Here is a 25,425-nt window from a genome sequence, read left to right on the forward strand (position 1 = left end):
TCAGGGTGCGCCGACGGGGTGGAGGCCGGTGAACTCCAGTCCCGCCGTCTCCTCTACTCCGAGGGCGACGTTCGCGGCGTGGACGGCCTGCCCCGCGGAGCCTTTCATCATGTTGTCGATGGCCGAGAAGACCACGACGCGGCGGTTGCCGGGGTCCAACTCGAAGCCGACTTCGCCGTAGTTCGTCCCGGCGACGGCCTTCGGTTCGGGGTAGCGGTAGACGCCGCCGCCCCCGGCGACGGTGCGCATGAACGGTTCGTCGGCGTAGCTTCCCCTGTAGGCCTTCCAGAGATCGCCCTTCGAGACGGGCGCGTCGGGGAAGACGTGGCAGGTGGCGCTGGCGCCGCGAACCATGTCCACGGCGTGGACGGTGAACGACACCGAGACGCCGAGGAACTGCTCTATCTCGGCCTCGTGGCGGTGGCCGGTGGGCGCGTACGGGCGGACGATGCCCGAGCGCTCGGGGTGGCTGGAGGCGTCGCCGCCGCCCGCGCCGCCCTCGGAGGACCCGACCTTCACGTCCACGACTATCTGCTCGTCGCCGGAGAGGTGTCCGGCGTCGAAAAGCGGCTTGAGGCCGAGGATGGTCGCCGTCGCGTTGCACCCGCCGGAGGCGATGAGGTCGGCGCCGGGCAGGTTCTCGCGGTTTATCTCCGGCAGGGCGTACTCCGATTTCTTGAGGTACTCGGGGCAGTCGTGCCCGTCGTACCACTCGTCGTACTGCTCCTCGGAGTTCAGGCGGAAGTCCGCCGAGAGGTCCACGACGGTGTCCGCGGCGTCCCGAAACTCGTCTATCTGCTGCATGGAGACGCCGTGAGGCGTTGCCGCGAACAGCACGTCCACCGAGTGCAGGTCCTCGGGCGAGGTGAACCGCAGGTCCATCTCGCGGAGGTTCGGGTGGACGTGGCCGACGGTCTTCCGCTCCTTGGAGCGACTCGTCGCCTGCACCACGTCGAAGTTCGGGTGCTGGTAGAGCAGACGGAGCAGTTCCCCGCCGGTGAAGCCGCTTCCGCCGACGACGGCGGCGGTGTACGTCTCGCCTGCCGTCATGCGGTGGCCTCCGCGACGTGTTCGTCGGCCTTCGCTTCCAGCCAATCGACGACTCTCGCGGGCACGTCCACGTCCACGGCCTCGTTCAGCGCCTTGAACTCGACGGTGTGGTTGACTTCGTGAACCGTGTAGTCGTCTCCCGTCTCCATCAGGTCGACGCCGAGCAGTCCGCCGCCGACGGCGTCGCTCGCTCGTTCGACCAGTTCGAGCGCCCTGTCGTCCAGCTCGAAGGCCTCGACTTCGCCGCCCTTCGCGGCGTTCGTCAGCCAGTGGTCCGAGGAGCGCGTCATCGCGGCCACGGGTTCGCCGTCGACGGCCAGAACGCGGATGTCGCGGCCGGGCTTCTCGACGAACTCCTGCACGTAGAACACCTTGTGTTGGTAGTGTCCGAGGGTGGCCTTGTGTTCGAGGATGGCTTCCGCGGCGGACTCGGAGTCCACCTTCGCCATCAGCCGCCCCCACGACCCGACGACGGGCTTCAGCACGCAGGGGTAGCCGAACTTCTCGATGGTCTCCATCGCGGAGTCGACGGTGAACGCCACCTCCGTGTTCGGCGTGGGGACGCCCGCCTGCTCCAGCGCGAGGCTGTTTTTCACCTTGTCGGCGCAGACGTCCGCCGTCTCGGAACTGTTGACGACGGGCACGTCGTAGGCGTCGAGGAACTGCGTGATGTACAGACTCCGGCTGGTCGCCAGACAGCGGTCGACGACGATGTCCACGTCCTCGAACGCCGCCGGCGGTTCGCTGATGTTGAACTGCTCCTTCCGGACGTCTATCTTCGCCACCTCGTGCCCGCGCTCGCGGAGTTCCGAGAGCAGGAGTTTCTCGTCCCTCCGAATCCGGGAGTAGAGCAGTCCAACCTTCATCTCACTCGCCCCAGTCCTCTTCGAGCTCGGGTGCTTCTTCCAGTGTCACGGGGTCCAGAGAGACGACTTCCAACTCCGCGCCCGTGGCGGGGCTGTCCACGATCTCGCCGACTTCCACGTCGGCGGGGAGTTCGATTTCCTCTCCGGTCAGCGGATCTTCGGCGGTAATGGTTTCTGCCATCGTATCTTCGGCTGAGCGAGGCAGAGACTTAAACCCATCGAACTTATCATCGAAATTAAAAGAACAAAGAAGCCTCTCTCGACTTCAGAGAGGCGAACAAACCGGCCGTGTGGAAAGTGTGTCAGATTCCATATGTTATTCGTCCCCGAGAGGGGACGGCGGTCGTGGCGGTCGCGGCACTCGTCGAAGTGGCTCTCGGTCGGTCCGTCGTTCGGGCGTCCTGACGGACGCGCGGGTGGTGGGTTCAGACACGGGCGTTCACCTCCGCCGCGAGTTTCTCGTCTGCCGATTCGAGGGCCGCGGTGCGTTCGGCGTGGCCCTCCCCGTGAGCGTCGAGGCGCCCCGCCGCGTCGTCGAGTTGCGTCGCCACCGCCTCCGGGGCGGGACCGCCCGCGGAGTCTCGACTGGCGACGCTGTAGGCGGGGTCGAGCGTCCGTTCGACGTGCTCACGGCTCACGTATTCGAACAGGGTGTCGCCTAAAACGTCCTCTGCGACCGCGTCAAGTGTTGCGAGATCCGGCGTCTCGCCGTCGGCGCGGTTCGCCGCCTCCGCGACCACCTCGTGGGCGGTGCGGAACGGCAGTCCGGCCATCGCGAGGGCGTCCGCGACGCCCGTCGCCGTCGAGAACCCCTCGCTCGCGGCGTCCGCGAGGGTCTCCTCGGGCCACTCGGCGGTGGCGACGGCCCCGGCGGCGACTTCCGTCGCGGCCGACACGTCGTCCACTGCACGCCACGCGTGCGGCGTCGCGCGTTGCAGGTCGCGGTTGTACGCCCGGGGGAGGCCCTTCAGCGTCGTCAGTAGGCCGTTGAGTCCCGAGACGGCGTCGCCCGCGGTGGCGCGGACGAGTTCGAGCGTGTCGGGGTTGACCTTCTGCGGCATGATGGAGGACGTAGAGGAGTAGTCGTCCGAGAGGTCGACGTACCCCTTGTTGGCGAAGATGACCAGGTCCTCCGCGAGGCCGGAGAGCGTCACCGCGTGCGTCGAGAGCGCCGACAGCGACTCCGCGAGGAAGTCCCGCGCGGAGGAGGCGTCCATCGAGTTGCCGAGGACGCCGTCGAAGCCCAGCAGTTCCGCCGTCCTCTCGCAGTCCACGTCGAACGGCGTCCCGGCGAACGCCGCCGCGCCGAGGGGCGAGACGTTCGTCCGGTCGTAGGCGTCGAGGAGTCGGGCGGTGTCGCGGGCGAACGCCGCCTCGTACGACAGGAGGAAGTGCGCGACGGTGGTGGGCTGGGCGGGTTGCAGGTGCGTGTAGCCCGGCATCACCGTCTCGACGTGTTCCTCGGCCGTCTCTACCAGCGCTTCGCGGAGCGCCAGCGTCGATTCGACGGCCGAGAGGAGGTCACGGCGCAAGCGGTAGCGGATGCAGGCGGCCACCTCGTCGTTGCGACTGCGGGCCGTGTGCATCTTCCCGCCGTCGGGGCCGACGCGTTCGATGACGGCCGTCTCGATGGCCTCGTGGACGTCTTCGCCGTCGGGAAGCGCGCCGTGGCCCGCCGCCTCGACGTCTTCGAGGGCGGCGAGGACGTCGGCGGCCACCGCGGACTCGACGATACCCCGCTCTTCGAGCATCACCACGTGCGCGCGGTCCACGGCCACGTCGGCCGCGAAGATGCGTTCGTCGGCCGCGAGGCTCGACATGAACTCGCGCGCGGGGCCGCCGCTGAACCGGTCGCGGCGGACCACTCCGCTCGACTCCTCGTTGCTCGTCATCCGTTTATTCCTCGTCGCCAGACTGCGTCTGGCCGCCCGCCGAGGTTTCCTCGGCGACGTCGTCGCCGCCGTCGGTGGCGAGTCCGGGCTTGTCCTTCGTCGCGTTCTCGTAGGCGGCGTTGGCGAGGCGCGACTGGAAGCCGTGGTACTTGGCGACGCCGGTGGCGTCCTCCTGGGTGATGTCGCCGACCGTCTTCGTGTTGAACGAGGCGGCCTCCTCGGAGTACACCGAGAAGTCGGACTCGCGGGCGACGGGGCGGGCGCGCCCGCCGTCGAACTTGATGGTGACCTTCCCGGTCACTCTCGTCTGCGTCTCGGCGATGAAGCCCTCCAGCGCCTTCACGATGGGCGCGTCAACGAGGCCCTGATACCCCTTGTTGGACCATTGCTGGTCCACCTGCGCTTTGAAGTCGCGCTCCTCCTTCGTGAGGACGAGCTGTTCGAGCGCCTCGTGCGCCGTCAGGAGCGTCGTCGCCGCCGGGTGCTCGTAGTTCTCGCGCACCTTCAGACCGAGCATGCGGTCCTCCATCATGTCGGTGCGGCCGACGCCGTACTGCCCGGCGAGTTCGTTGAGGTGTTCGATGAGCGCGGCGGGGTCCATCTCCTCGCCGTCCACGGCGACGGGGTATCCGTTCTCGAACTCGATGTCGACGGTGCCCGTCTCGCCCTGCGGCGTCTCGGTCCACTCGTAGATGTCCTCCGGCGGGACGTGGCTCGGGTCTTCGAGCTCCCCGCCCTCGATGGAGCGACTCCAGAGGTTCGTGTCGATGGACCAGACGCCGTCGTTACCGCTCTGGACCGGGAGGCCCTTCTCGTCGGCGTACTGCTTCTCCCACTCGCGGGTCAGGCCCATCTCGCGGACGGGCGCGACCACGTCGAGGTCGGAGGCGCGCCAGACCGTCTCGAAGCGGAGCTGGTCGTTGCCCTTCCCGGTGCAACCGTGCGCGAGGGCGTCGCAGCCCTCCTCCTTCGCCACGTCGAGGATGGCGTTGGCGATGACCGGGCGCGCCAGCGCCGTCCCGAGGGGGTAGCCCTGGTACGTCGCGTTCGCGCGAACCGAGTCGAAACACAGCTCCGCGAACTCGTCTTTCGCGTCGACGACGTGCAGGTCGAGTCCGTGCGCGTCTGCCGTCTCCTTCGCCTCCTCGAACTCCGATTCCGGCTGTCCCACGTCCACCGTCACGCCGACTACCTCGTCGTAGCCGTACTCCTCTTTCAGGAGCGAGACGCATACTGTCGTGTCGAGTCCGCCGGAGAACGCGAGTGCCACGCTTGTCATGTACCTCCGTATCGTGTCCTCTCCCGTATAAAATACACGATTCTGTCCGGAGGAATAAACACGTAGAGATGCCTATAGGGTCGCTAGTGGCTGTTGAGTTCGTTTCGTCGAAACCGCCGGAAAGTGTAGTATAGTTGGCCCTAACGGGCCGGTCGTCGTCGTCGCGCGCCGGTCTGCGGGCGCGGCGGAGCGAGAAGAACGGTCGCCTCGGCGTCCGTACGACCGAGACGCGCGGCTCCGGAGGTGCCGAACCGTCCGGCGTCCGAGAGCCGCGTCATTGGTACTTCGAACCGAACGCGGCCTATTAAACGCTTTCGGGGGCGCAAACCTTGCCGAACCGCGCTCTCCGGCGTTCTCCTCGCGCGCACGAGCGGTTCCATCAGTCCGCGCTCCGCGACTCGGTGAGGACCAAGATTCCGGCGCCCAGCAAGAGGAGACTCGCGCCCACCCAGTGGGGGTTCAAAGACGGGTCGCCGTGGACGACTTCGTGGATGTGGAGGACGTAGTGGTCCACGACGCCGTCGAAGACGTTGAACAGGCCCGCGCCGACGAGGACGCTCCCGACGAGTCGCACGCCCGAGTACGGTTCCTCGGCGCGGTTGACCGCCCGCCAGACGACCGCCGCGCCGACGGCCATCGCGCCGAGTGCGCCGAGCGAGAACACCCCGTCGTAGAAGATGTTCGTCCGCAACCCCGAGAGCGTCGTCGGTGTATAGAGCGACGATAGCAGGTGGTGCCACTGGAGGACGAGGTGAAAGAGCAGGACGTCGAACAACGCCCCGAATCCGAAGCCGAGCGCTCCGCCTCCCAGCAGGACGGTTCGCTCCTCGCGGGGGTGACTGCGCACGGGTCACGTTCGGCGCTCTCCGTGAAATGTCTGCGGCCCGAACGCTCACCTCGCCTCCGAGTCGCCGCGGCGCAGCAGACGCTCCACGGCGTCGGAACGCTCCATCAGCACGGTTCCGAGCGCGCTCATCACGAGGACGTAGCCGACGGCGAACGCGGGGATGACCTCCCGCATCACCCGCGTGGACCCGCCCGCCGCCAACGCCGCGATGACGAGGGAGAACTCCCCGCGCGGGACCATCCCGACGCCGACGCGGAGCGACCGCCGCGCCGTGAGGTCGTACACCCGGCCGCCGAGGTAGCCCGTCAGCACCTTCGTCGGCGTCGTCACGAGGACGGCGACGGCCAACGGGACGACGACGGCGGCCAGCAGTCGCGGGTCGGTGCCGACGCCTATCCAGAAGAAGAAGACGGCGGCGAACACGTCCCTGACGGGGGTCAGTTGGCGTTCGATTCGCTCGCGGTGACCGCTGGTCGAGAAGCCCATCCCGACGAAGAACGCCGCGACGGCCTCGCTGACGCCGAGGGCGAGGGCGACGCCCGCGACGGGGACGACGACGCCGAGCGTTCGGAGGACGAACGGTTCGGGGTCCGACACGTCGAGGACGCGCGCGAAGAAGGCCGTCCCGTACTGCACGACGACGAGCAACGCGCCGAGGAAGCCGAACGCTATCGCGACGCCTTCCGCGACCGATTCGAGGCCCTCGCCGCCGACGACCAAGGAGGTGACGAGAGCGAGGTAGGCGGCCATCACCAAGTCCTCGAAGACGAGGGTGCCCAGAATCGGCTCCGATTCGGGGTTCGCAATCCAGCCGAGGTCTATCACCGTCTTCGTGATGATGGCCGACGAGGAGACGTAGACGATGCCGCCGAGGAGTAGCGACTCCACCACCGACCACCCCAGGAGGAGGCCGATGCCCACCCCGACGGGGAGGTTCACCGCGATGTCTATCGCGCCCGCGCGCGTGATGTTCCGTCTCGACTGCAGGAGCCTATCGAGGCTGAACTCCAAGCCGAGGAAGAAGAGCAAGAGGACGATGCCCAACTCCGCGAACAGCGTCACGACTTCGCCGTTCTCGACGTACGGCAGGCCCGCCCGCCCGGCGACGTACGGACCGGCGAGGACCCCCCCGATGACGTACAGGGGAATGACCGACAGGCCGAAGCGGAGTGCAACGGCGCCCGCGACGGCGACGACGACGAACAACTCGCCCAGCGACAGAAGCCCCGCCGCCATCGCTCACTCGTCCTCGACGTACGCCTCGAGTTCCTCGCAGGCGTCCTTCCGACCGATGATGACGAGCGTATCGCCCGCCCGGATTCGGGTGTCGCCGCCGGGCGAGGCGAACACCTCCTCGTCGCGTTCGACGGCGATGACGGACGCGCCCGTCTCGTTGCGGAAGTCCGACTCCGCCAGCGTCTTGCCCGCGACGGGGGAGTCAGCGCCGACTTCGACCCAGTTCAACACGGTGCCGTCCCCGAGTCTCGTCTCTATCTCCTGCATCTGGACGGGTTGGAAGTACGCCCCCTCCAGCAACGTGCCGACCTGCCGCGCCAGTTGGTCGGACAACTCGAACAGTTTCTCGGAGTCGCTGTCGGGGTCCGGCCGCAGGAACACCTCGCGCCGTCCGGTGTTGTGCGTGACGATGACGAGTCGGCCCCCGTCGTCTAAGTCCACCTCGTGTTTCTTCCCCACGCCGGGCAGGTCGCTCTCGTAGACTGTCATGTCGTGACGTAGGTCGCGGCCGGTAAAAACACCCCGTGGCCGTCCGCCGAGGACGCCGCCGCCGCCTCACCCGACGGCGAACAGGACGCCCGCGATGGCGAGACAGGCCGTCGGCGGAATCGACAGGTTGTCGTCCACGACGTAGCCCGCGACGACGGGCTTCACCCCGTCGGCCAGCGTCGCGCCCAACGCGCCCGCGACGGCGGCGACGCTCCCGACGACCGGTCCCGCCGCGGGGACGAGAAACGGCAGTCCGACGCCGAGACAGACGAGGAACATCGCCGCCAGCGTCGAGACGCGCTTCCGTTCGCCCGCCTCCCGCGTCCGTCCGAGCAGACCGCTCACCGGGTCGCCGATGGCGAGCATCAGCATCCCCGGCACGGCGATTTCCGGTCGAAACACGAGTGCGACGGCGGTGGTGCTGAAGATGTACAGCGCGTACCCCGCGGGGTTCGTCTCCTCGTAGGAGCGGGTGAGTTCGTCGAACACCTTCCAGTCGAGGCCGACGACCAGCCGAATCACCTCCAGTCCGGCGACGACGGCGGAGAGGCCGAGCATCATCCAGCCGAGCTGCCGCCACGTCAGGAGGCCCAGCAGGTACGGGAGGGGCAGTCCGACGCCGCAGGCGTGGACGAGGCGGCGCTTCACCTCGCTCTCGCTCGGACGGGCGGGGGCGGGAGCACTCACGCTCGTTACGCGTCCGCGCCCGCGGTGACTTCCTCGTACGTCTGGGCCACCTCGTCGAACGACCGGTCCCCGTCGCGGAGTGCGCGGAGTTGGCCGACGAGTTCGGCGACGGGAACGCGAACCTGCCGCCCGGAGTCGCGCGCGCGGACGGTGACGGTGTCGGGGCCGTTGCCCTCGATGCCGTCGCGGTCCACCGTCACGCAGAACGGCGTCCCGACTTCGTCCTGCCGGCGGTAGCGCCGCCCGATGCTGCCGGAGTCGTCGTAGACGACCGAGAACCCAGCGTCGCGCAGTTGCTCGACCACGTCCTCGGAGCGCGCTATCAGTTCGTCGACGTTGCTGACGAGGGGGAACACGCCCACGTCGGTGGGGGCGACGCCCGGTTCCAAGGAGAGGTACGTCCGCTCCTCGCCGTCCACCTCGTCCTCGCTGTAGGCGTGCGCCAGCAGGGTGTAGACGGTCCTATCGACGCCGAACGACGGTTCGACCACGTGCGGCGTGATGTGCTTGCCCGCGATGGTCTGCTCTTCGACGCGGAAGTTCGTCACCTCCGTCTCGACGGCGAACTCCTCGCCGCCGACTTCGACCGTCACCTCGTCGCCGTCGAAGGCGTCGGGGTTCCGTTCCGCCAGCGTCTCCAACGCCTCCGCGATGTCGGCGGCCTTCCCGCCGAACTCCGGCCCCAGAACGCTCATGTCGGGTTCCACGACGGCGCGTTCGACCGTCTTCGGTTCGTCGTACTGGCGGAAGACGGTGAAGTCGTCGTCGCCGTACTCGCCGTGCTTCGAGAGGTCGTAGTCGCCGCGGTAGGCGAAGCCCGCGATTTCGATCCAGTCGCCGTCCACCTCGCTCTCGGCGTCCCAGCAGTCCGCGGCGTAGTGGGCGCGTTCGCCGGTGAGGTGTTGGCGGAACCGGAAGCGGTCCATGTCCACGCCGACCCATTCGTACCAGCCTTGGGCGATGCCGAGGAAGTAGCCGACCCACGCGTTGCCGATAATTCCCTCCTCGACTGCCTCGCCGATGGTCGTCTCGACGTACTCGCCGTCGTCCTTCTGCTGTTCCGCGGCGGGGTAGAGGACGACGTCCACGTCCTCGACGGCCGAGAGGTCGGGTTCGTCGCGTTCGGGGTCGACGAACTGCTCTAACTCCGCCTGCGTGAACTCGCGGGTGCGGACGATGCTCTTCCGCGGCGAGATCTCGTTGCGGTACGCCCGGCCGATCTGGGTCACGCCGAACGGGAGGCTGTTTCGGGCGTACTCCTTGATGCGCGGGAACTCCACGAAGATGCCCTGCGCCGTCTCCGGGCGGAGGTAGCCCGGCGTCGAGGAGCCGGGACCGATGTTCGTCTCGAACATGAGATTGAAGTCCTCGACGGACTCCCCCGCGAGTTCCGCGCCGCAGTTCGGGCACCGCAGGTCGTTGTCCGCGATGAGGGACTCGACTTCCTCGACGGGGTATGACTCGGCGTCCTCGATGTCGGTCTCGTCCTCGATGAGGTGGTCCGCGCGGTGGGACTCACCGCACTCGGGGCACTCCACGAGCATGTCGTCGAAGCCGTCGAGGTGACCCGACGCCTCGAAGACCGGTTCGGGCATGATGGTCGGCGCTTCGATTTCGAGGTTCCCCTCCTTGACCGTGAACCGGTCGCGCCACGCCTCTTCGACGTTGCTCTTCAGGGCCGCGCCCTGCGGACCGAACGTGTAGAAGCCCGCCGCGCCGCCGTAGGCGGCGTTCGACCCGAAGAAGTAACCGCGGCGCTTGGCCAGTTCCGCGAGTCGTTCGCCTTCGGTTCGCTCCGGCATCTCACAACGCCTCCAGCAGGTCGATGTCGCGGACGATGCCGAGGAGTTGGTCACCGCCGACGAGCGGAATCTGTTCGATGTCCTCGGTTATCATCGCCTGCGCGGCCTCCTTGGCGGACTTCCGCTTCGAGACGGTCACCATCTCGGTGCTCATGAACTCCGAGACGGGTTCGACGGGAATCTCCACGTTCCGGGTCGGCACGTAGCGGTTGCCGACGCCTTGGATTCCCTCCCACATCCAGTCGTCCTCCTGTCCGGCCACCGAGTCGCCGGTGCCGTCCTCGCCCTCGACGACGCGGGCGACTTCGATGATGTCCACCTCGGTGAGGATGCCGGCCATCCCGCCCTCCTCGCCCAGTGCGACGGCGTAGGGGACGTTCGCGTAGTATATCTCGCGCTCGGCCACCGTCAACGGCGTCTCGACCCACGTCGTGTTCACGTCGCTCGTGGCCACCTCGTCGGCCGTCGCGTCGCACTCGACTTCGCCGCGGGCGATGGCGCGAACCACGTCGGTGACGGTGACGATACCCTCCAGTTCCCCGTCCACGACGGGGATGCGCCGGTACCCCTCCTCGACCATCAGGCGGGCCACGTCCTCGACGGACGTGTCCCGCGTCGTCGTGGGAACGTCGTTCATCAGGACGGCGAGTTGGTCCTCGTCGGGGTGTTCGATGAGGTCCTCCCGCGATATCAGGCCGCGGTACTCCTCTCTGTCCTCGTCCCGCTTGACGACCGGTACGGAGGAGAAGCCGCGCTCTTGGAGATACTCAAGAACGTCGTCGCGCGTCCCCGGGAGTTCGACCGTAACGACGTCCTCTCGGGGGGTCATCGCGTCGGCTACGTGCATACCGCGCCATACTGCCCGCCACCTCTTGTAGTCTGCGAACGTCTGCGACGATTTCCCGCGGACGCGACGCCGACGCCCCCGACCCGCACCCGCGCCCGGAAACTCCCCGGACCTACGGTGGTCGTCCGTCGAACTCTCCTCCACTGAGACTCGAAATACACCACCATCACTGGAATTTTCCCCGCATGTCGGAACATATTTCCGAGTAAGCCTACGAAGAGAACAGTCATTCCGACGGGTTTATATACGAGTGTTACACACTATCAAACATGACGCCGAATGCGACGGCGAATATCGGTGCGACGCGCGCCGAGGTCATGGCCTCGGTGGACTCCAGTCCCTCCCGTTCGGAGTTCATCATCGCGGACATCTCCCGCGACGAGGCGTGGATTTCGATGCGGGTAGAGGACGCGCCGTCGCTTCCGGAGTGGGCCTGAACGCTCGGGCCCGTCGGTCCGGGGGCGCGGGCACGTCCCCGGATCGGTTCCGACCGCTTCGACGTACGACGTACCACGAACGACGCACGACGGCCCGGCCGACGGGCCGGAACCCTTCTCCGAAGCCGACTCCCGAGGGTCGCACGTCCCGACGAGACTGAAGGTTTTTGGTGGCGTCCGCCGTTGTCGGTCCCATGAACTATCGGGAGGTCGAGTCCAGCCGCGAGTTTCTCGTCTCGCTGGACAACGGCGCGGACTGGCGCGAGGAGATAGAGGAGTTCGCCGAACTCGAAGACATCGAGTCGGCGTGGTTCAACGCGATGGGCGCGGTGCAGGACGCCGACGTCTGGTTCTACGACCAAGACGAGAAGGAGTACCGCTCGGTGACGTTCGACGAACCCCTCGAAGTCGCCGCCTGCGTCGGCAACGTCGCCCTCCTCGACGGCGAACCGTTCGCCCACACCCACGCGGTCCTCTCCCGCCGAAGCGGGCAGTCGCTCGCGGGCCACCTCAACGCCGGCACCGTCTTCGCCGGCGAGATGTACATCCGCGCGTTCGACGAACCCCTCGAACGGGAACACGACGACGTGACCGACCTCGACCTCTGGTTGTAAGCCGTGAGACGAGAGGACGAACAGTACTTCGCGCGCATCGAAGACCGCCTCGACGAGGCGTTCGACACCGCGCGCGCGGCGAAGGCGCAGGGGCACGACCCCGAGACGGACGTGGAGATACCGGTCGCCAAGGACATGGCCGACCGGGTGGAGAACATCCTCGGTATCCCGGGCGTCGCGGAACGCGTCCGCGAACTCGAAGGGCAGATGTCCCGCGAGGAGGCCGCCCTCGAACTCGTCACCGACTTCGTGGAGGGCAGCGTCGGCGACTACGACTCCCGCGAGGGCAAAGTCGAGGGCGCGGTTCGGACGGCCGTCGCCCTCCTCACCGAGGGCGTCGTCGCCGCCCCCATCGAGGGCATCGACCGCGTCGAGATCCTGGAGAACGACGACGGCACCGAGTTCGTCAACGTCTACTACGCCGGCCCGATTCGCTCCGCCGGCGGGACGGCCCAAGCGCTATCGGTTCTCGTCGCCGACTACGCTCGCTCCCTCCTCGGTATCGAGGAGTACAACGCCAGAGACATCGAAGTCGAGCGCTACGCCGAGGAGATCGCCCTCTACGACAAGGAGACCGGCCTCCAGTACTCGCCGAAGGACAAGGAGACGAAGTTCATCGCGGAGCACATGCCCATCATGCTCGACGGCGAGGCGACGGGCGACGAGGAGGTGTCCGGCTTCCGCGACTTAGAGCGCGTGGACACCAACTCCGCTCGCGGCGGCATGTGTCTCGTCATGGCCGAGGGTATCGCCCTCAAGGCCCCGAAGATTCAGCGCTACACCCGCCAACTCGACGAGGTCGATTGGCCGTGGCTGCAGGACCTCATCGACGGCACCATCGGCAAGGACGGCGGGACGGACGAGGCGGAAGACGCGGCCGACGCCGACGAGGACGCCGCCGACGAGAGCGAGGACGGCGCGGCGGGGGAGGAGGCGGACGACTCGCCCGCCGAACCCGCCGGTCCCGCCCGCGTCGAACCGGCGACGAAGTACCTCCGTGACCTCATCGCCGGCCGCCCCGTCTTCGGCCACCCCAGCGCCGAGGGCGGGTTCAGACTCCGCTACGGCCGATCACGGAACCACGGGTTCGCGACGGCGGGCGTCCACCCCGCGACGATGCACCTCGTGGACGACTTCCTCGCCACCGGGACGCAGATAAAGACCGAACGGCCCGGGAAGGCCGGCGGCGTCGTCCCCGTCGACTCCATCGAGGGGCCGACGGTTCGCCTCGCCAACGGCGACGTGCGGCGCATCGACGACCCCGAAGAGGCCCTCGAAGTCCGGAACGGCGTCGAGAAGATCCTCGATCTGGGCGAGTACCTCGTCAACTTCGGCGAGTTCGTCGAGAACAACCACCCCCTCGCGCCCGCCTCCTACGTCTACGAGTGGTGGATTCAGGAGTTCGACGCCGCGGGCGCGCCCGTGCAGGCGTTCGAGGACGACCCGAGCGTCGACCTCGAACACCCCTCGCCCGAGGACGCCTTCGAGTGGGCCGCCGAGTACGACTGCCCCCTCCACCCCGACTACACGTACCTCTGGCACGACGTGAGCGTCGAGGAGTTCGAGACGCTGGCGGACGCCGCCGCGGACGGCCAAATCGTGGACGCGAAGCCCGACGGCGGGGTGGTCGTCCGCCCCGAAGGCCCCGAGGGCGGCGACGGCGTCCTCGAACTCGAACGCACGGAGACGGTCCGGAGCGTCCTCGAACGCCTCCTCGTCGAGCACTCGCAGTCCGACGAGACGATTCGCGTCCCCGAGTGGCGTCCCCTCGTTCGCTCGCTGGGACTGACGACCGGCCTCGAACGGACGTGGGAGGCGGACGACCTCTCGCCGGAGGCCCGAAAGTGGGACGGCGGCGAGAACGCGGTGAAAGCCGTCAATGAGGTTGCGCCGTTCGAGATTCGAGAACGGGCGCCGACGCGCATCGGCAACCGGATGGGCCGCCCGGAGAAGTCCGAATCGAGGGACCTCTCGCCGGCGGTCCACACCCTCTTTCCCATCGGCGAGATGGGCGGCAACCAACGCGACGTGAGCGAGGCCGCCCGCGCCAGAAACGACGAGGGCGTCCGCGGCGAGGTGAACGTCCGCGTCGGCGACAGGGAGTGCCCGGACTGCGGCGCGCACACGTTCAAATCGAAGTGCCCCGACTGCGACGCCCACACCGAACCCTACTACGAGTGCGAGGAGTGCGGCACCGTCCGCGAACCCGACGAGTCGGGGCGCGTCTACTGCGACCGGTGCGAACGGGAGGTCGAGAGCCCCGACTGGTTCCAGATCGACCTCTCGACGGAACTCCGCGAGGCGTTGGAGAACGTCGGCGAACGCGAGTCTTCGTTCCCCATCCTGAAGGGCGTGAAGGGCCTCACCTCCTCGAACAAGACGCCCGAACCCATCGAGAAGGGCGTCCTGCGGGCGAAGAACGGCGTCTCCTCGTTCAAGGACGGCACCGTCCGCTACGACATGACGGACCTGCCCGTCACCGCCGTCCGCCCCGAGGAACTCGACGTCACGGCCGACCACTTCCGCGAACTCGGCTACGAGACGGACATCGACGGCGAACCCCTCCAGTTCGACGACCAACTGGTCGAACTCAAAGTCCAAGACATCGTCCTCTCGGACGGCGCGGCCGAGCACATGCTGAAGACGGCCGACTTCGTGGACGACCTTCTGACCCAGTTCTACGGCCTCGACCCGTTCTACGGGGTCGAAGAACGCGACGACCTCATCGGCGAACTGGTCTTCGGGATGGCACCCCACACCTCCGCCGCCGTCGTCGGCAGAGTTGTCGGATTTACGTCAGCAGCGGTCGGGTACGCTCATCCGTACTTTCACGCCGCGAAACGTCGGAACTGTTTCCACCCGGAGACGAAGGTGTGGTACCGCGACGAAGACGACGCGTGGCACCACGAGCGAATCGAGGAGTTCGTCGAAGCACGCCTCGCCGACCCGGAGACGGACGACTTCGGAACGCTGGTGCAGGAACTCGACGGCGACGTGTTCGTCCCGTCGATAGACGACTCCGGCGAGGAGGTTCTGAAACCCGTAGAAGCGGCGTCGAAACATCCCGCGCCGGACCACATGATCCGAATCGAGACGCGGAGCGGCCGCGAACTGACGGTGACGCCCGACCACTCGATGCTTCGCTCCGAAGGCGGCGATGTCGGACGCGTTCCGGCGAACGAACTCTCGGACGGGGACGAACTGTACTCCCCGAAGGCGCTCGACTTCGACGGCGCAGTTCGCTCGTACGACCTCCTCGAGACGTTCCTCGAACTCGACTCGGTTCCGAACGAGGAGTTGATGATACGAGGTATCGGCTCCGATGGTCTTCGGACGCTGTTCGACGAGGCCACGGACGAATCGGGCTATCTGAAGCCCGTCGCTGACCGCCTCGGCGTCAGCGATTCGACCGTCTACAACTGGGTATCACGCGATAGCGTCCCGACGAACGTACTCTGTGAGTTGTTCGATAGCGACGAACTCCCCGAAATCGTTCCGGACGACGTTTCTCTCTCCATCAGACGAGACATGGCTGAGGTCGATCGGTATCTGACGGTAGACGAAGGGTTCGGAACCGTCCTCGGATACTACGCCGCAGAGGGATTCACCCGACGCGAATCCGGTCAGTACTATCAGACGACGATTTGCACCCCCGACGAGTCGGCCCGTCAGGTCATCACCGAATCGCTCTCCGACCGTCTCGGCGTCGAAGCGTACGACGAGAACGAGTGGAAACTCACCGTCTCTAGCCGACTCGTCGCCGTACTGTTCGACGAGGTTCTCGGTGCCGGTTCACGTGCGGAGACGAAGCGAATCCCCGACTGCGTGTTCTCGTCCTCGGATAGCGTGCTCCGTGCGTTCCTCGCAGCGTACTTCAGCGGCGACGGGAGTGCTTCCACGGACCGCATCGAGATCCGTGCCCACACAGTCAGCGACGAACTCAAGACGGACCTCGTCTCGGCGTTGAAACGGTTCGGCATCGCCACGAAGGCGTACACGGAACGTCGGACGCCGGAAACCGGCGCAGTAGCGGAGTTCTACGGCGACGACGTACCGGAGTTCGGGACGTGGGTGCTGAAGATAACCTCTCAAAACGCCGTTCGATTTGCCGAGCGTGTCGGCTTCCATCTCGACCGGAAAGAGGAGACGCTTCGGTCCGCCGTCTCCGAGACAGACGCTCGGACGCAACGGTTACTCGGTGACGGAGGCGACGTCTGGACCGACGAAGTCGTCTCCGTCGAGTACGTCGAGTCCGACACGTCTCACACCTACTGTCTCACCGTCGAAGACACACATTCGCTCGTGGCGAACGACATCTTCGTCGGTCAGTGCGACGGAGACGAGGACTGCGTGATGCTCCTGATGGACGGTCTTCTCAACTTCTCGAAACAGTTCCTCCCCGACAAGCGCGGGGGCCAGATGGACGCGCCCCTCGTGATGTCCTCGCGCATCGACCCCTCCGAGATAGACGACGAGGCGCACAACATGGATATCGTCCGGCGGTACCCGCGGGAGTTCTACGAGGCGACGTTGGAGATGGCCGACCCCGGCGAGATGGAGGACCGCATCAAACTCGGCGAGGACACCCTCGGCACCGACGACGAGTACCGCGGGTTCGAGCACACCCACGACACCACCGACATCGCCCTCGGCCCGGACCTCTCGGCGTACAAGACGCTCGGGTCGATGATGGAGAAGATGGACGCGCAGTTGGAACTGTCGCGGAAACTCCGCGCCGTGGACGAAACCGACGTGGCCGAACGCGTCATCGAGTACCACTTCCTGCCGGACCTCATCGGCAACCTCCGCGCGTTCGCCCGGCAGGAGACGCGGTGTCTCGACTGCGGCGAGAAGTACCGCCGGATGCCGCTCACCGGCGACTGCCGCGAGTGCGGCGGCCGGGTCAACCTGACCGTCCACCGCGGATCGGTGAACAAGTACATGGACACCGCGATTCAGGTGGCCGAGGAGTTCGGCTGCCGCGACTACACGAAACAGCGACTCGAAGTCTTAGAGAAGAGCCTCGAATCCGTCTTCGAGAACGACAAGAACAAAGCCTCGAAGATTTCGGACTTCATGTAGCACCGTTTTGCTTCGTCGGGTTTCCTCGCGCGCCTTCGGTGCGCTGTGGGAACCCTCTTCACGGGTGACTGACGGTCACTCGTGAAGAAGCGAGACGACTCCGTTGTCTCGCACTCCTCGCGAAAATCTGCACCAAAAAGATTCCGCGAGGGCTCGCCTCGCGGTACGACATCTCGCGTTCTCCGCCACCGAACGTCCCCCGCTCTCGGTTCTCGCCCCGTATCGCGGCGCGTCCCCCTGAAGGTGTCGGCGGGGAGAGTTATCTGACTGGCGAGCGAACCCCCATCTATGTCCGAAGAAAGCCCCGCACCCAAAGTCGGAATGACAGTGTACACGGAAGACGGACGCCCCCTCGGAAACATCCGCGGGTTCGACACGGACGGCTTCTTCGTCACGACGGAGGAGGGAATCGACAAGATGTCCGTCGAACACGAACGCTCCGGCCACGAGTTCGGCGAGGCGGAGTTGATGTGGCGGTGCACGAACTGCGGCGAGATGGGCGAGTTAGACGACGACCTGCCGCCGAAGTGCCCCAACTGCGGGACGGAGAAAGAGGACCTGATGTACTGGACCGAGGACTGACCGCGGCCGTACGGTATCCGACTGCTTTTTCCGGAGGCTCGCAGTCGAGGCGAGCATGGAGATTCTCGTCTTCGGCGCTGGCAGCCTCGGGTCGCTCGTCGGCGGTCTGTTGGCACGCGTCCACGACGTGACGCTCGTCGGGCGCGACCCGCACGTCTCGCGGGTCAGAGTCGACGGCCTCTCCGTCACCGGCGCGGAGACGGCCCGCACCGCCCCGGACGCCGTCACCGACGGCGAGGGGCGCGCCGCCGACGTGGCGGTGGTGACGGTGAAGTCGTTCGACACCGCCGCCGCCGCCGAAACGCTCGCCACCGGGTCGTACGACGCCGTCCTCTCGTTGCAGAACGGCCTGACCGAGGAGACGCTCGCGTCGAGGCTCGACGCGACGGTCCTGGCGGGGACGGCCACCTACGGCGCGCGCCTCCGCGAACCCGGACGCGTCGAGTGCACCGGCGTCGGGCGGGTGGTCTTGGGGGCGCGCGCCGGCGGCACCGACCCCGCCGCCGAACGCGTCGGCAAAGCGTTCCGCGACGCGGGCCTGCGGACCCTCGTGGCGACGGACATGCCGCGGCGTCGCTGGCGGAAGTTGGCCGTCAACGCGGGAATCAACGCCGTCACCGCCCTCGCGCGCGTCGAGAACGGCGCTCTCGCCGACGGACCGGCGTCGGAGGTGGCCCACCGCGCGGCGCGCGAGGCGGTCCGCGTCGCCCGTGCCGAGGGCGTCCGCCTCACCTACCGCGGCGCGCGCGCGGCGGTGGACGAGGTGGTGTCGGACACCGCCGCCAACCGGTCGTCGATGCTGCAGGACGTGGACTCGGGCCGACGGACCGAAGTCGAGGCCATCCACGGCGAGGTGGTCGCACGCGCCGACCGGCACGGAATCGACGCGCCGACGAACCGGACGCTCGCGGATCTCCTGCGCGCCTGGGAGGCGGGTCGCGGGGTTCGCTGACCCCTCGGTGCGCGCCGGGACGATTCCGCACCGGTCAAGGCGGCGTCCCCCGAAGCGACGCGCGTGAACCAACAGACCGCGTGGCTCGTCCTCCTCGCGGCCGCCTGCTTCGAGACGGTGTGGGCGGTCGGACTAGAGTACGCCGACGGCTTCTCGAACCTCCGCGCGACGGCGGTGGTCGTCGTCGCCCTCGTCGTGAGCATGGCCGGTCTCGCGAAGGCCGTCGAAGTGTTGCCCGTCGGGACGGCCTACGCCGTCTGGACCGGCGTCGGCGCCGTCGGCACCGTCGTCCTCGGCATCGTCCTGTTCGGCGAGTCCACGTCGCCGGTCCGACTCGCCTGTCTCACCGCCATCGTCGCGGGAGTCACGGGACTGCGGTTCGCGGGATAGACGCGGTGAGGAAGCGGTCCGATCGTGGTCACGACTCCGATCGGAACGCTCATCGGTTTATTCGTCTCTGCCCCGCCCAGACGGCGACGGCTCCCACGAACAGGGCTATCGTACCGATGACCGCCCACTGTACTGATCTTCCGGTTATCGGTTCGCACTCTGCGACGCACAGAATCGGACCTATCTGGACGAGCCCGAGACCTTGAACTAACCATAACACCCCGAGAAGCGCCACGACGGCGCCGAGGACGGTCAATCCGATCGATTTCGGGTTCATTCGTCAGTACGGCTCCCGAGATTGTCGTCTCTTTCAGCTTCTCTGTTCGGCATGAGATGGCGATAGAGACGGTCCCTCCGTGCATGCCAATAGCGCCGCACATCTGAGGCGGGTTTATATATGCGCGATGCGTATTCTCCCTTCGACCCGGCACCGGCGGCGACGGATACGATCCGGTCGACTCGTTCCTGAACAGAGTAACCGAAGTATGAGATACATTACGTTCGTCATCCCTCAGATCGACGATGAACGCTGTTCGAACGGCGCGTGCGCTACCGATCGAGCGGTGAAAGTCGAAGCGATTCACTACATCAATCTCTTAGACGACGGAACCGGCGTCGGACTGTATCAACTTCGTGACGACTTCGAAGAGGGCGCGGAATTACTGGAGGCCCACCCGGACGTACTGGCGTGCGAAAAGTCCGAGGCGTCGGAAGGGCTCATCTATCTCCATTTTCGAGCGAATGCCCTTATGACCGACCTCCTCAGCATATTTCGACGGTACGAGATCGTTGTGAACTGGCCGATGGAGTACACGGATCAGGGTGGGCTTCGGGTAACCATGGTCGGAGAGGACAAGAAATTCCGAGAGGCAATCGCGGAAATCCCCGACGGCATTCAGATTTCGCTCGAAGGGATTGGCGAGTATCGTCCGGATATGCGCCGGCTCGCGTCGCTGCTGACGGATCGTCAGCGAGAGTTGTTGGAATTAGCGGTCGAGGCGGGCTACTACGAGATGCCGCGGCGCGCGACCCTCCGTGACCTTGCGGATCGGACGAATATCTCCGCGGGGACGGTCGGCGAACACCTGCGGAAAATCGAAATGAAGATCATCACGGAACTCGTTTGACACCGACCCGTTCGACGAGGCGTGTCAAACGCGTGCCCCGTATCCGACGCGGCCCGCCGAACCGTCTCCGGGGTGGCGTTTCGACGGTTCCCTCGGGCTCTCATTCGAGGTAGCCGAGGTCCCTGAGCCGTTCTTGGGCGTCCTCGTCCATCTCCTCGACGGTGTCGTCCGACACCTCGTCGTCCAAGGCGTCGGTCCACGCGCCGCCGACGGCCGCCTCGAACTCCGAGAGCGTCGCCTCCGTCGCCTCGATTGCCTCGTCGCCCTCGTCCGCGAGGTTCTCCGTCTCGTCGGGGTCCGAATCGAGGCGGTACGCCTCGTCCGCGATGCGGTCGATGCGGACGTACTTCGCGTCCGTCCGGCGGGCGGCGCGCATCCGCGAGTAGAACCGCGAGTCCGTCGGGAGCGTGATACCCGCGTCCGAGGCCTTCTCCTCTAACTGCTTCAGTTCGACCACCGGGCGGGAGTACTCCACGAACGCGTACTCGCCGTCGCCGATCTGGCCGGGGTCGTCGTTCGTCGCCTCGGCGAACTCGCGGTACGACTGCGAGAGCAACGACCGGGTGCGGTCGAGTGCGACGGCGTCGTCGCCCGGTTCGGCGGGCGCGCCGCCCTCCACGCCGAGGGCGTCGAGGACGGTGTGATAGAGGTCCACCAGTTCGACCTGGTCCTCGCGGCGGTCCTCCTCCAGTTCCGGGTGCTTGACCATCAGGGGGACGTTCACGAGGGGGTCGTACAGGCAGAACTCGTGGCCGTACAGGTCGTGTTCGCCGTGGAGTTCGCCGTGGTCGGCGCAGACGACGACCATCGTGTCGTCCCACCGGCCCGTCTCCTTCAGCCAGCCGAACAGGCGGCCGAGTTGGTCGTCGATGTGGGCGATTTCGGCGTCGTACAGCCCCCGAATCGCCTCCCACTCGTCGTCGTCGATGTCGCGTGCGCCGGAGTTGTACTCCTTGGAGTTCTGGCATATCTCCGTCGAATCGACGCCGGGGGCGAACTCCTCGGCGAACTCGTCGGGCGGGTGGTACGGCAGGTGCGCGTCCATGAGGTTGATGAACGTGAAGAAGTTCTCGGAGTCGTCGATGAACGACCTCGTCTGGTCGATGACGGCGGGCGTCTTCGAGTCCGCGCCCTCGCCGCCGGCGAGGTACTCGTGGGCGGTGTTGCCGAGACTGACGAGTTTGTCCGCGATTGCCCGAAGCGACTCGTTGTCGTTCATCGTCTTCCACGCCTTCGCCAGCGGACCCGACAGGAAGTCGCCGGGCATCACCTCGAAGAAGTTGTTCTGGTCGTCGAAGCCGTTGGTGAGGTGGGTGTACGGCGTAATCCACGCGTTCGAGGAGTAACACGCGGTGTCGTACCCCGCCGCGGAGAGCGTCTGCGCCAGCGTCGTCGCGCCCTCCAGGTAGGGGTTCTCTTGGTCGGCCCCGTGGTGACTCGGGTACATCCCGGTGAAGAGCGACGCGTGGACCGGGAGCGTCCACGGCGCGGGGGCGACGGCCTGTTCGAACACCGTCGCCTCCTCCGTGAACGATTCCAGCGTCGGCGTCGTCGGCTTCTCATAGCCGTACGGCGTGAGGTGGTCCTTCCGGACCGTGTCCATCACGACGAAGAGGACGTTGTCGGGCGACTCGGTCATACCCCGCAGTGCGGGCGAACGCGGGATAAACTTCCTGTTCTCGCCCGTTCGCTCCCGCTCCCTGCGACCCGGTCGCACCGCTGGCCGGGCGCGAAAACGAAGAAGATCGGGGAAACCGCGAACCTCAGAACGGGGCCTGCGGCCCTTCGTCGCTCTCGCCGTCGTCGCCTTCGGTGTCGCCGGGGAACGAGGGGGACATGCCGCCACCGTGGCCGCCGTCGTCGCCCATTCCGGTTTCGGCGTTGACCTTCTCTATCTCGGGGATCTCCTTGACCATGCGGCTCTTGATGGCCTGGATGGTCATCGGCGAGATGCCGCACCCGGAGCAAGCGCCGCCGAGCATGATGGTGACCTCGCCCGACTCGCGGTCGAGGTGCTGAATCGCCGCGGAGCCACCGTGCATCTGAATCTGTGGGAAGTTCCGGCGGAGGAAGTTCGTGACCCGGTCTTTGAGGTCGTCGTCTCCGTCGGTCGCGTCCGTACTCATGGTTCCGGGTTCGAGACGAACTGGCTTAGGCCTTTGGTTCAGGACTGTACACCGAAGACGCGCCGGAGTTCGGCCCGAATCTCGTCGGTGTATCGGTCCAGCGTGGCGTCGAGTTTCTCGTCGTCGACGACGACGCTCGTGAGGCGGTCGTGGGGGTTCTCCGGCAAGTCGATGCGGAACTCGCCGTCCTCGTACATCGGTTCGGACTCGTTGAGAATCTCCTGGTCGATGCCGTGTATCAGCGTCGAGTCGTACTCCTCGTTCATCGTCTCGAACGCGTTCTTGTACGCGCGTTGGAGTTCGGGGAAGTAGTGGACGTACTTGTCCTCGAACTTCTCGGGGTCGAAGTCGGTCATACCCGAACGTTCGCCGTCGCGGATAAAAGTCGGCGTGGTTCGAGTCGGCGAGTTCCGCGCCGGGGATAGACCGAATGCGTGACGTTCACGCCCGTCGACAAAATTGCAACGAATTAACATAATCTACGTTCATGTCGTACGTATGCAGTTCGACAGACAGGACTCGATGGAGCGACTTCGGGACGCGGTGGGATCGGGCGATCCGATAATCGGCGCGGGGGCCGGGACGGGAATCTCGGCGAAGTTCGCCGAACGCGGCGGCGTGGACCTCCTCATCGTCTACAACTCCGGTCGGTACCGGATGAACGGGCGGGGGTCGCTGGCCGGGCTCCTCCCGTACGGCGACGCGAACGAAATCGTCGTGGAGATGGGCCACGAGGTGCTTCCGGTCGTCGAGGACACGCCCGTCCTCGCGGGGGTCAACGGCACCGACCCGTTCAGGCAGATGGACGTCTTCGTCGAGAAACTGAAGCGACAGGGGTTCTCCGGCGTCCAGAACTTCCCGACGGTCGGCCTCATCGACGAGGACAGCCAGTTCCGACGGAACCTCGAAGAGACCGGGATGGGCTACGATAAGGAAGTCGAGATGATTCGGGAGGCGAGCGAACGGGGGATGCTCACCTGTCCGTACGTCTTCGACGAGAGACAGGCGCGAGAGATGGCCGAGGCGGGCGCGGACGTAATCGTCGCGCACATGGGACTCACCACCTCCGGCGACATCGGCGCGGAGACGTCGTTGGACCTCGATACGGCCGCAGAGCGGGTGCAGGCGATTCGCGACGCCGCCGTCGAGGCGAACGAGGACGTTCTCGTCATCTGCCACGGCGGACCGATAGCGTGGCCCGACGACGCCCGGTACGTCATCGAGAACACGGAGGGGGTCGTCGGGTTCTTCGGCGCGTCCAGCATCGAACGCCTCCCCACCGAGGAGGCCATCGAGAACCAGGCCCGCGAGTTCAAGGACATCTCGCTATGAGCGACGACGAGACGCGGTTCGTCTCGCCGGACGACGTGGAGAGTCTGGTGTTCGACTGGGGCGTCCTCAAGTGGCTCAACACGCCCGAAGTGACCGGTTCCGAGCGGTTCAGCGCGGGCGTCGTGCGACTCGAACCGGGCAAGGGCCACGAACGACACGACCACCCCGAGAGCGACGAGATTCTCTACGTCCTCGACGGCGAGGGCGAACAGACCGTCGGCGAGGAGACGCGCGGCGTCGAAGCCGGCGAGGTGGTGTTCGTCCCCCGCGGCGTTCCCCACAGCACGGTCAACACCGGATGGGAGACGCTCAGTCTCCTCGCGGTGTACGCGCCGCCGGGACCCGAGGAACGACTCCGCGAGATGCCCGAGTGCACCGTCGTCCCGCCGGGGGAACTGCCGACGCGGGACGCCGGAGGTGAGGGCGCGTGACCGTCGCACTCGTCGGTACTCTCGACACGAAGGGCGAGGAGTTCGCGTTCGCCCGCGACGTGTTGACAGACCACGGCGTGGACGTCCACGTCGTGGACGTGGGCGTGATGGGCGACCCGGCCTTCGAACCGGACACGACGAACGCCGAAGTCGCGGACCGCGCGGGGACGACCGTCGAATCGCTCCGCGAGTCGGGCGACCGGGGCGAGTCGATGGACGCGATGGGTCGCGGGGCCGCCCGCGTCGTCGAGGAACTCCACGAGGAGGGCGCCTTAGACGGCGTTCTCGGCCTCGGCGGGTCCGGAAACACCTCCGTCGTCACGACAGCCATGCGGGCGCTTCCGTACGGCGTCCCGAAGCTCGTCGTCTCGACGATGGCCTCCGGCGACACACGCCCGTACGTGGGCGCGCGCGACATCACGATGATGTACTCCGTCGCCGACATCGAGGGGTTGAACCGACTCTCCCGGCGCATCATCTCCAACGCCGCCCTCGCGATGGTCGGCATGGTGACCAACGAGGCGGACGTCGAGGCGGACGACGGTCCGACCGTCGCCGTCACCATGTTCGGGGTGACGACGCCCTGCGTGAAGGCGGCCCGCGCGTGGTTGGAGGAACGCGGCTACGAGTGCATCGTCTTTCACGCCACCGGCACTGGCGGCGAGGCGATGGAGAACCTCGTCGAACAGGGCGTCGTCGATGCGGTCCTCGACGCGACGACGACGGAACTGGCGGACGAACTCGTCGGCGGCGTCCTCAGCGCCGGACCCGACCGTCTGGAGGCGGCGGGCGAACGCGGCGTCCCGCAGGTCGTCTCCGTCGGCGCACTCGACATGGTGAACTTCGGGCCGAAGGAGGAGGTGCCCGAGAAGTTCCGCGACAGGCACCTCCACGCCCACAATCCGACGGTGACGCTGATGCGCACGACGCCCGAGGAGAACGCGGAACTCGGGCGCGTCCTCGCGGAGAAGCTGAACGACGCCGCCGGGCCGACGGCCCTGTTTCTCCCCCTCCGAAGCGTCTCGATGCTCGACGCCGAGGGCGAGGAGTTCCACCGCCCGGAGGCGGACGACGCCCTGTTCGAGGCGATTCGGGAGAACGTCGCCGACAGCGTCGAACTCGTGGAACTCGACGCCGACATCAACGACGAGGCGTTCGCAGAGGCGATGGCCGAGAAACTCCACGAGTTCGTGGAGGCGACGTAGCCAGCCGAACCGAATTCTGTATAGCGGTATCTAATTTATGACGATGTTCGTGACGGTCTCTCCGAATCCGTCTTTCGACGCTCAAACGCTTCCGAACGGCGGTTTCGGGCGTCTCACGCGGAGTCCGAGCGAATCGGGTGGTACATCGGTGC

At 66.6% G+C, this 25,425-nt stretch carries 24 protein-coding genes; 10 read left to right on the forward strand and 14 right to left on the reverse strand.

What is annotated here, in order from left to right; all coding sequences use genetic code 11:
* The 11 genes from argC to ACZ522_RS11465 form a co-directional block, all read right to left on the reverse strand.
* On the reverse strand, positions 1-1,050 hold the full coding sequence (argC, locus tag ACZ522_RS11415; protein WP_379699464.1) for an N-acetyl-gamma-glutamyl-phosphate reductase: 1,050 nt from the start codon (positions 1,048-1,050) through the stop codon (positions 1-3).
* Positions 1,047-1,916: a lysine biosynthesis protein LysX gene (gene lysX, locus ACZ522_RS11420; RefSeq protein ID WP_379699461.1), complete on the reverse strand. Its 870-nt coding sequence runs from the start codon at positions 1,914-1,916 to the stop codon at positions 1,047-1,049. The genes argC and lysX overlap by 4 nt, the downstream gene beginning before the upstream one ends.
* A gap of 1 nt (position 1,917) precedes the next feature.
* Entirely contained in the window at positions 1,918-2,097 is a 180-nt protein-coding gene (gene lysW, locus ACZ522_RS11425) for a lysine biosynthesis protein LysW (RefSeq protein WP_379699458.1), read from the reverse strand.
* Between the two features lie 244 nt (positions 2,098-2,341).
* Positions 2,342-3,808, reverse strand: coding sequence for an argininosuccinate lyase (gene argH, locus ACZ522_RS11430; RefSeq protein WP_379699455.1), 1,467 nt, complete (start codon positions 3,806-3,808; stop codon positions 2,342-2,344).
* A 4-nt stretch (positions 3,809-3,812) separates the two neighbouring features.
* Positions 3,813-5,087, reverse strand: a complete 1,275-nt coding sequence (locus ACZ522_RS11435) for an argininosuccinate synthase (protein WP_379699452.1) — start codon at positions 5,085-5,087, stop codon at positions 3,813-3,815.
* 379 nt (positions 5,088-5,466) lie between these two features.
* Complete coding sequence (locus ACZ522_RS11440; RefSeq protein ID WP_379699449.1) at positions 5,467-5,934, reverse strand: DUF2243 domain-containing protein; 468 nt, start codon at positions 5,932-5,934, stop codon at positions 5,467-5,469.
* Between the two features lie 45 nt (positions 5,935-5,979).
* Positions 5,980-7,170 (reverse strand): cation:proton antiporter, encoded by a 1,191-nt coding sequence (locus ACZ522_RS11445; RefSeq protein ID WP_379699447.1) that lies wholly within the window; start codon positions 7,168-7,170, stop codon positions 5,980-5,982.
* 3 nt (positions 7,171-7,173) lie between these two features.
* A complete protein-coding gene (locus ACZ522_RS11450) occupies positions 7,174-7,659 on the reverse strand; it encodes a cation:proton antiporter regulatory subunit (protein WP_379699445.1) in 486 nt (161 codons plus the stop codon).
* Between the two features lie 66 nt (positions 7,660-7,725).
* The gene (locus tag ACZ522_RS11455) at positions 7,726-8,271 is read right to left on the reverse strand and encodes a dolichol kinase (protein ID WP_379699955.1); all 546 of its coding nucleotides are present in this window, start codon (positions 8,269-8,271) and stop codon (positions 7,726-7,728) included.
* A gap of 80 nt (positions 8,272-8,351) precedes the next feature.
* Positions 8,352-10,148: a glycine--tRNA ligase gene (glyS, locus tag ACZ522_RS11460; protein ID WP_379699442.1), complete on the reverse strand. Its 1,797-nt coding sequence runs from the start codon at positions 10,146-10,148 to the stop codon at positions 8,352-8,354.
* A gap of 1 nt (position 10,149) precedes the next feature.
* Positions 10,150-10,995: a CBS domain-containing protein gene (locus ACZ522_RS11465; RefSeq protein WP_379699439.1), complete on the reverse strand. Its 846-nt coding sequence runs from the start codon at positions 10,993-10,995 to the stop codon at positions 10,150-10,152.
* A 269-nt stretch (positions 10,996-11,264) separates the two neighbouring features.
* Here ACZ522_RS11465 and ACZ522_RS11470 point away from each other — a divergent pair, with 269 nt between their 5' ends.
* The 7 genes from ACZ522_RS11470 to ACZ522_RS11500 all read left to right on the forward strand — a co-directional run bounded on the left by ACZ522_RS11470 (position 11,265) and on the right by ACZ522_RS11500 (position 20,179).
* Complete coding sequence (locus ACZ522_RS11470) at positions 11,265-11,432, forward strand: DUF7556 family protein (RefSeq protein WP_175454459.1); 168 nt, start codon at positions 11,265-11,267, stop codon at positions 11,430-11,432.
* Between the two features lie 194 nt (positions 11,433-11,626).
* The gene (locus ACZ522_RS11475) at positions 11,627-12,046 is read left to right on the forward strand and encodes a PPC domain-containing DNA-binding protein (protein ID WP_379699437.1); all 420 of its coding nucleotides are present in this window, start codon (positions 11,627-11,629) and stop codon (positions 12,044-12,046) included.
* A 3-nt stretch (positions 12,047-12,049) separates the two neighbouring features.
* A complete protein-coding gene (locus ACZ522_RS11480) occupies positions 12,050-17,128 on the forward strand; it encodes a DNA polymerase II large subunit (RefSeq protein WP_379699434.1) in 5,079 nt (1,692 codons plus the stop codon).
* 288 nt (positions 17,129-17,416) lie between these two features.
* Positions 17,417-17,710 (forward strand): DUF7130 family rubredoxin-like protein, encoded by a 294-nt coding sequence (locus tag ACZ522_RS11485; protein ID WP_379699431.1) that lies wholly within the window; start codon positions 17,417-17,419, stop codon positions 17,708-17,710.
* A 55-nt stretch (positions 17,711-17,765) separates the two neighbouring features.
* Positions 17,766-18,662 carry a ketopantoate reductase family protein gene (locus tag ACZ522_RS11490; RefSeq protein WP_379699429.1) on the forward strand — a complete coding sequence of 299 codons (897 nt, stop codon included), beginning with the start codon at positions 17,766-17,768 and terminating at the stop codon, positions 18,660-18,662.
* Positions 18,663-18,725: 63 nt separating this feature from the next.
* Positions 18,726-19,052: a DMT family transporter gene (locus ACZ522_RS11495; RefSeq protein ID WP_379699426.1), complete on the forward strand. Its 327-nt coding sequence runs from the start codon at positions 18,726-18,728 to the stop codon at positions 19,050-19,052.
* 485 nt (positions 19,053-19,537) lie between these two features.
* Entirely contained in the window at positions 19,538-20,179 is a 642-nt protein-coding gene (locus ACZ522_RS11500; protein ID WP_379699423.1) for a helix-turn-helix domain-containing protein, read from the forward strand.
* Between the two features lie 100 nt (positions 20,180-20,279).
* Here the strand turns inward: ACZ522_RS11500 and ACZ522_RS11505 are convergent, their stop codons facing one another.
* The 3 genes from ACZ522_RS11505 to ACZ522_RS11515 form a co-directional block, all read right to left on the reverse strand.
* Positions 20,280-21,818: a sulfatase gene (locus ACZ522_RS11505; protein WP_379699421.1), complete on the reverse strand. Its 1,539-nt coding sequence runs from the start codon at positions 21,816-21,818 to the stop codon at positions 20,280-20,282.
* A 124-nt stretch (positions 21,819-21,942) separates the two neighbouring features.
* A complete protein-coding gene (locus ACZ522_RS11510) occupies positions 21,943-22,305 on the reverse strand; it encodes a NifU family protein (RefSeq protein WP_379699418.1) in 363 nt (120 codons plus the stop codon).
* A gap of 38 nt (positions 22,306-22,343) precedes the next feature.
* Positions 22,344-22,661 carry a DUF5783 family protein gene (locus ACZ522_RS11515; RefSeq protein ID WP_379699416.1) on the reverse strand — a complete coding sequence of 106 codons (318 nt, stop codon included), beginning with the start codon at positions 22,659-22,661 and terminating at the stop codon, positions 22,344-22,346.
* 142 nt (positions 22,662-22,803) lie between these two features.
* On the opposite strand from ACZ522_RS11515, the gene ACZ522_RS11520 reads away from it, so the two are divergent.
* The 3 genes from ACZ522_RS11520 to ACZ522_RS11530 are packed head-to-tail and all read left to right on the forward strand — an operon-like array spanning position 22,804 to position 25,273.
* A complete protein-coding gene (locus tag ACZ522_RS11520; protein ID WP_379699413.1) occupies positions 22,804-23,637 on the forward strand; it encodes a phosphoenolpyruvate hydrolase family protein in 834 nt (277 codons plus the stop codon).
* Positions 23,634-24,068: a cupin domain-containing protein gene (locus ACZ522_RS11525; protein ID WP_379699411.1), complete on the forward strand. Its 435-nt coding sequence runs from the start codon at positions 23,634-23,636 to the stop codon at positions 24,066-24,068. Before ACZ522_RS11520 ends, ACZ522_RS11525 begins: the two co-directional genes overlap by 4 nt.
* Positions 24,065-25,273 (forward strand): Tm-1-like ATP-binding domain-containing protein, encoded by a 1,209-nt coding sequence (locus ACZ522_RS11530; protein WP_379699409.1) that lies wholly within the window; start codon positions 24,065-24,067, stop codon positions 25,271-25,273. Before ACZ522_RS11525 ends, ACZ522_RS11530 begins: the two co-directional genes overlap by 4 nt.
* Positions 25,274-25,425: the final 152 nt, after the last annotated feature.

Source organism: Halopelagius fulvigenes, assembly GCF_055398025.1.

What these genes read in the sequence shown, in the direction of transcription:
- argC (WP_379699464.1), bottom strand. Translation starts at nt 1,050, where the DNA reads ATGACGGCAGGCGAGACGTACACCGCCGCCGTCGTCGGCGGAAGCGGC.
- lysX (WP_379699461.1), bottom strand. Translation starts at nt 1,916, where the DNA reads ATGAAGGTTGGACTGCTCTACTCCCGGATTCGGAGGGACGAGAAACTC.
- lysW (WP_379699458.1), bottom strand. Translation starts at nt 2,097, where the DNA reads ATGGCAGAAACCATTACCGCCGAAGATCCGCTGACCGGAGAGGAAATC.
- argH (WP_379699455.1), bottom strand. Translation starts at nt 3,808, where the DNA reads ATGACGAGCAACGAGGAGTCGAGCGGAGTGGTCCGCCGCGACCGGTTC.
- ACZ522_RS11435 (WP_379699452.1), bottom strand. Translation starts at nt 5,087, where the DNA reads ATGACAAGCGTGGCACTCGCGTTCTCCGGCGGACTCGACACGACAGTA.
- ACZ522_RS11445 (WP_379699447.1), bottom strand. Translation starts at nt 7,170, where the DNA reads ATGGCGGCGGGGCTTCTGTCGCTGGGCGAGTTGTTCGTCGTCGTCGCC.
- ACZ522_RS11450 (WP_379699445.1), bottom strand. Translation starts at nt 7,659, where the DNA reads ATGACAGTCTACGAGAGCGACCTGCCCGGCGTGGGGAAGAAACACGAG.
- glyS (WP_379699442.1), bottom strand. Translation starts at nt 10,148, where the DNA reads ATGCCGGAGCGAACCGAAGGCGAACGACTCGCGGAACTGGCCAAGCGC.
- ACZ522_RS11465 (WP_379699439.1), bottom strand. Translation starts at nt 10,995, where the DNA reads ATGCACGTAGCCGACGCGATGACCCCCCGAGAGGACGTCGTTACGGTC.
- ACZ522_RS11470 (WP_175454459.1), top strand. Translation starts at nt 11,265, where the DNA reads ATGACGCCGAATGCGACGGCGAATATCGGTGCGACGCGCGCCGAGGTC.
- ACZ522_RS11475 (WP_379699437.1), top strand. Translation starts at nt 11,627, where the DNA reads ATGAACTATCGGGAGGTCGAGTCCAGCCGCGAGTTTCTCGTCTCGCTG.
- ACZ522_RS11485 (WP_379699431.1), top strand. Translation starts at nt 17,417, where the DNA reads ATGTCCGAAGAAAGCCCCGCACCCAAAGTCGGAATGACAGTGTACACG.
- ACZ522_RS11490 (WP_379699429.1), top strand. Translation starts at nt 17,766, where the DNA reads ATGGAGATTCTCGTCTTCGGCGCTGGCAGCCTCGGGTCGCTCGTCGGC.
- ACZ522_RS11500 (WP_379699423.1), top strand. Translation starts at nt 19,538, where the DNA reads ATGAGATACATTACGTTCGTCATCCCTCAGATCGACGATGAACGCTGT.
- ACZ522_RS11505 (WP_379699421.1), bottom strand. Translation starts at nt 21,818, where the DNA reads ATGACCGAGTCGCCCGACAACGTCCTCTTCGTCGTGATGGACACGGTC.
- ACZ522_RS11510 (WP_379699418.1), bottom strand. Translation starts at nt 22,305, where the DNA reads ATGAGTACGGACGCGACCGACGGAGACGACGACCTCAAAGACCGGGTC.
- ACZ522_RS11515 (WP_379699416.1), bottom strand. Translation starts at nt 22,661, where the DNA reads ATGACCGACTTCGACCCCGAGAAGTTCGAGGACAAGTACGTCCACTAC.
- ACZ522_RS11520 (WP_379699413.1), top strand. Translation starts at nt 22,804, where the DNA reads ATGCAGTTCGACAGACAGGACTCGATGGAGCGACTTCGGGACGCGGTG.
- ACZ522_RS11525 (WP_379699411.1), top strand. Translation starts at nt 23,634, where the DNA reads ATGAGCGACGACGAGACGCGGTTCGTCTCGCCGGACGACGTGGAGAGT.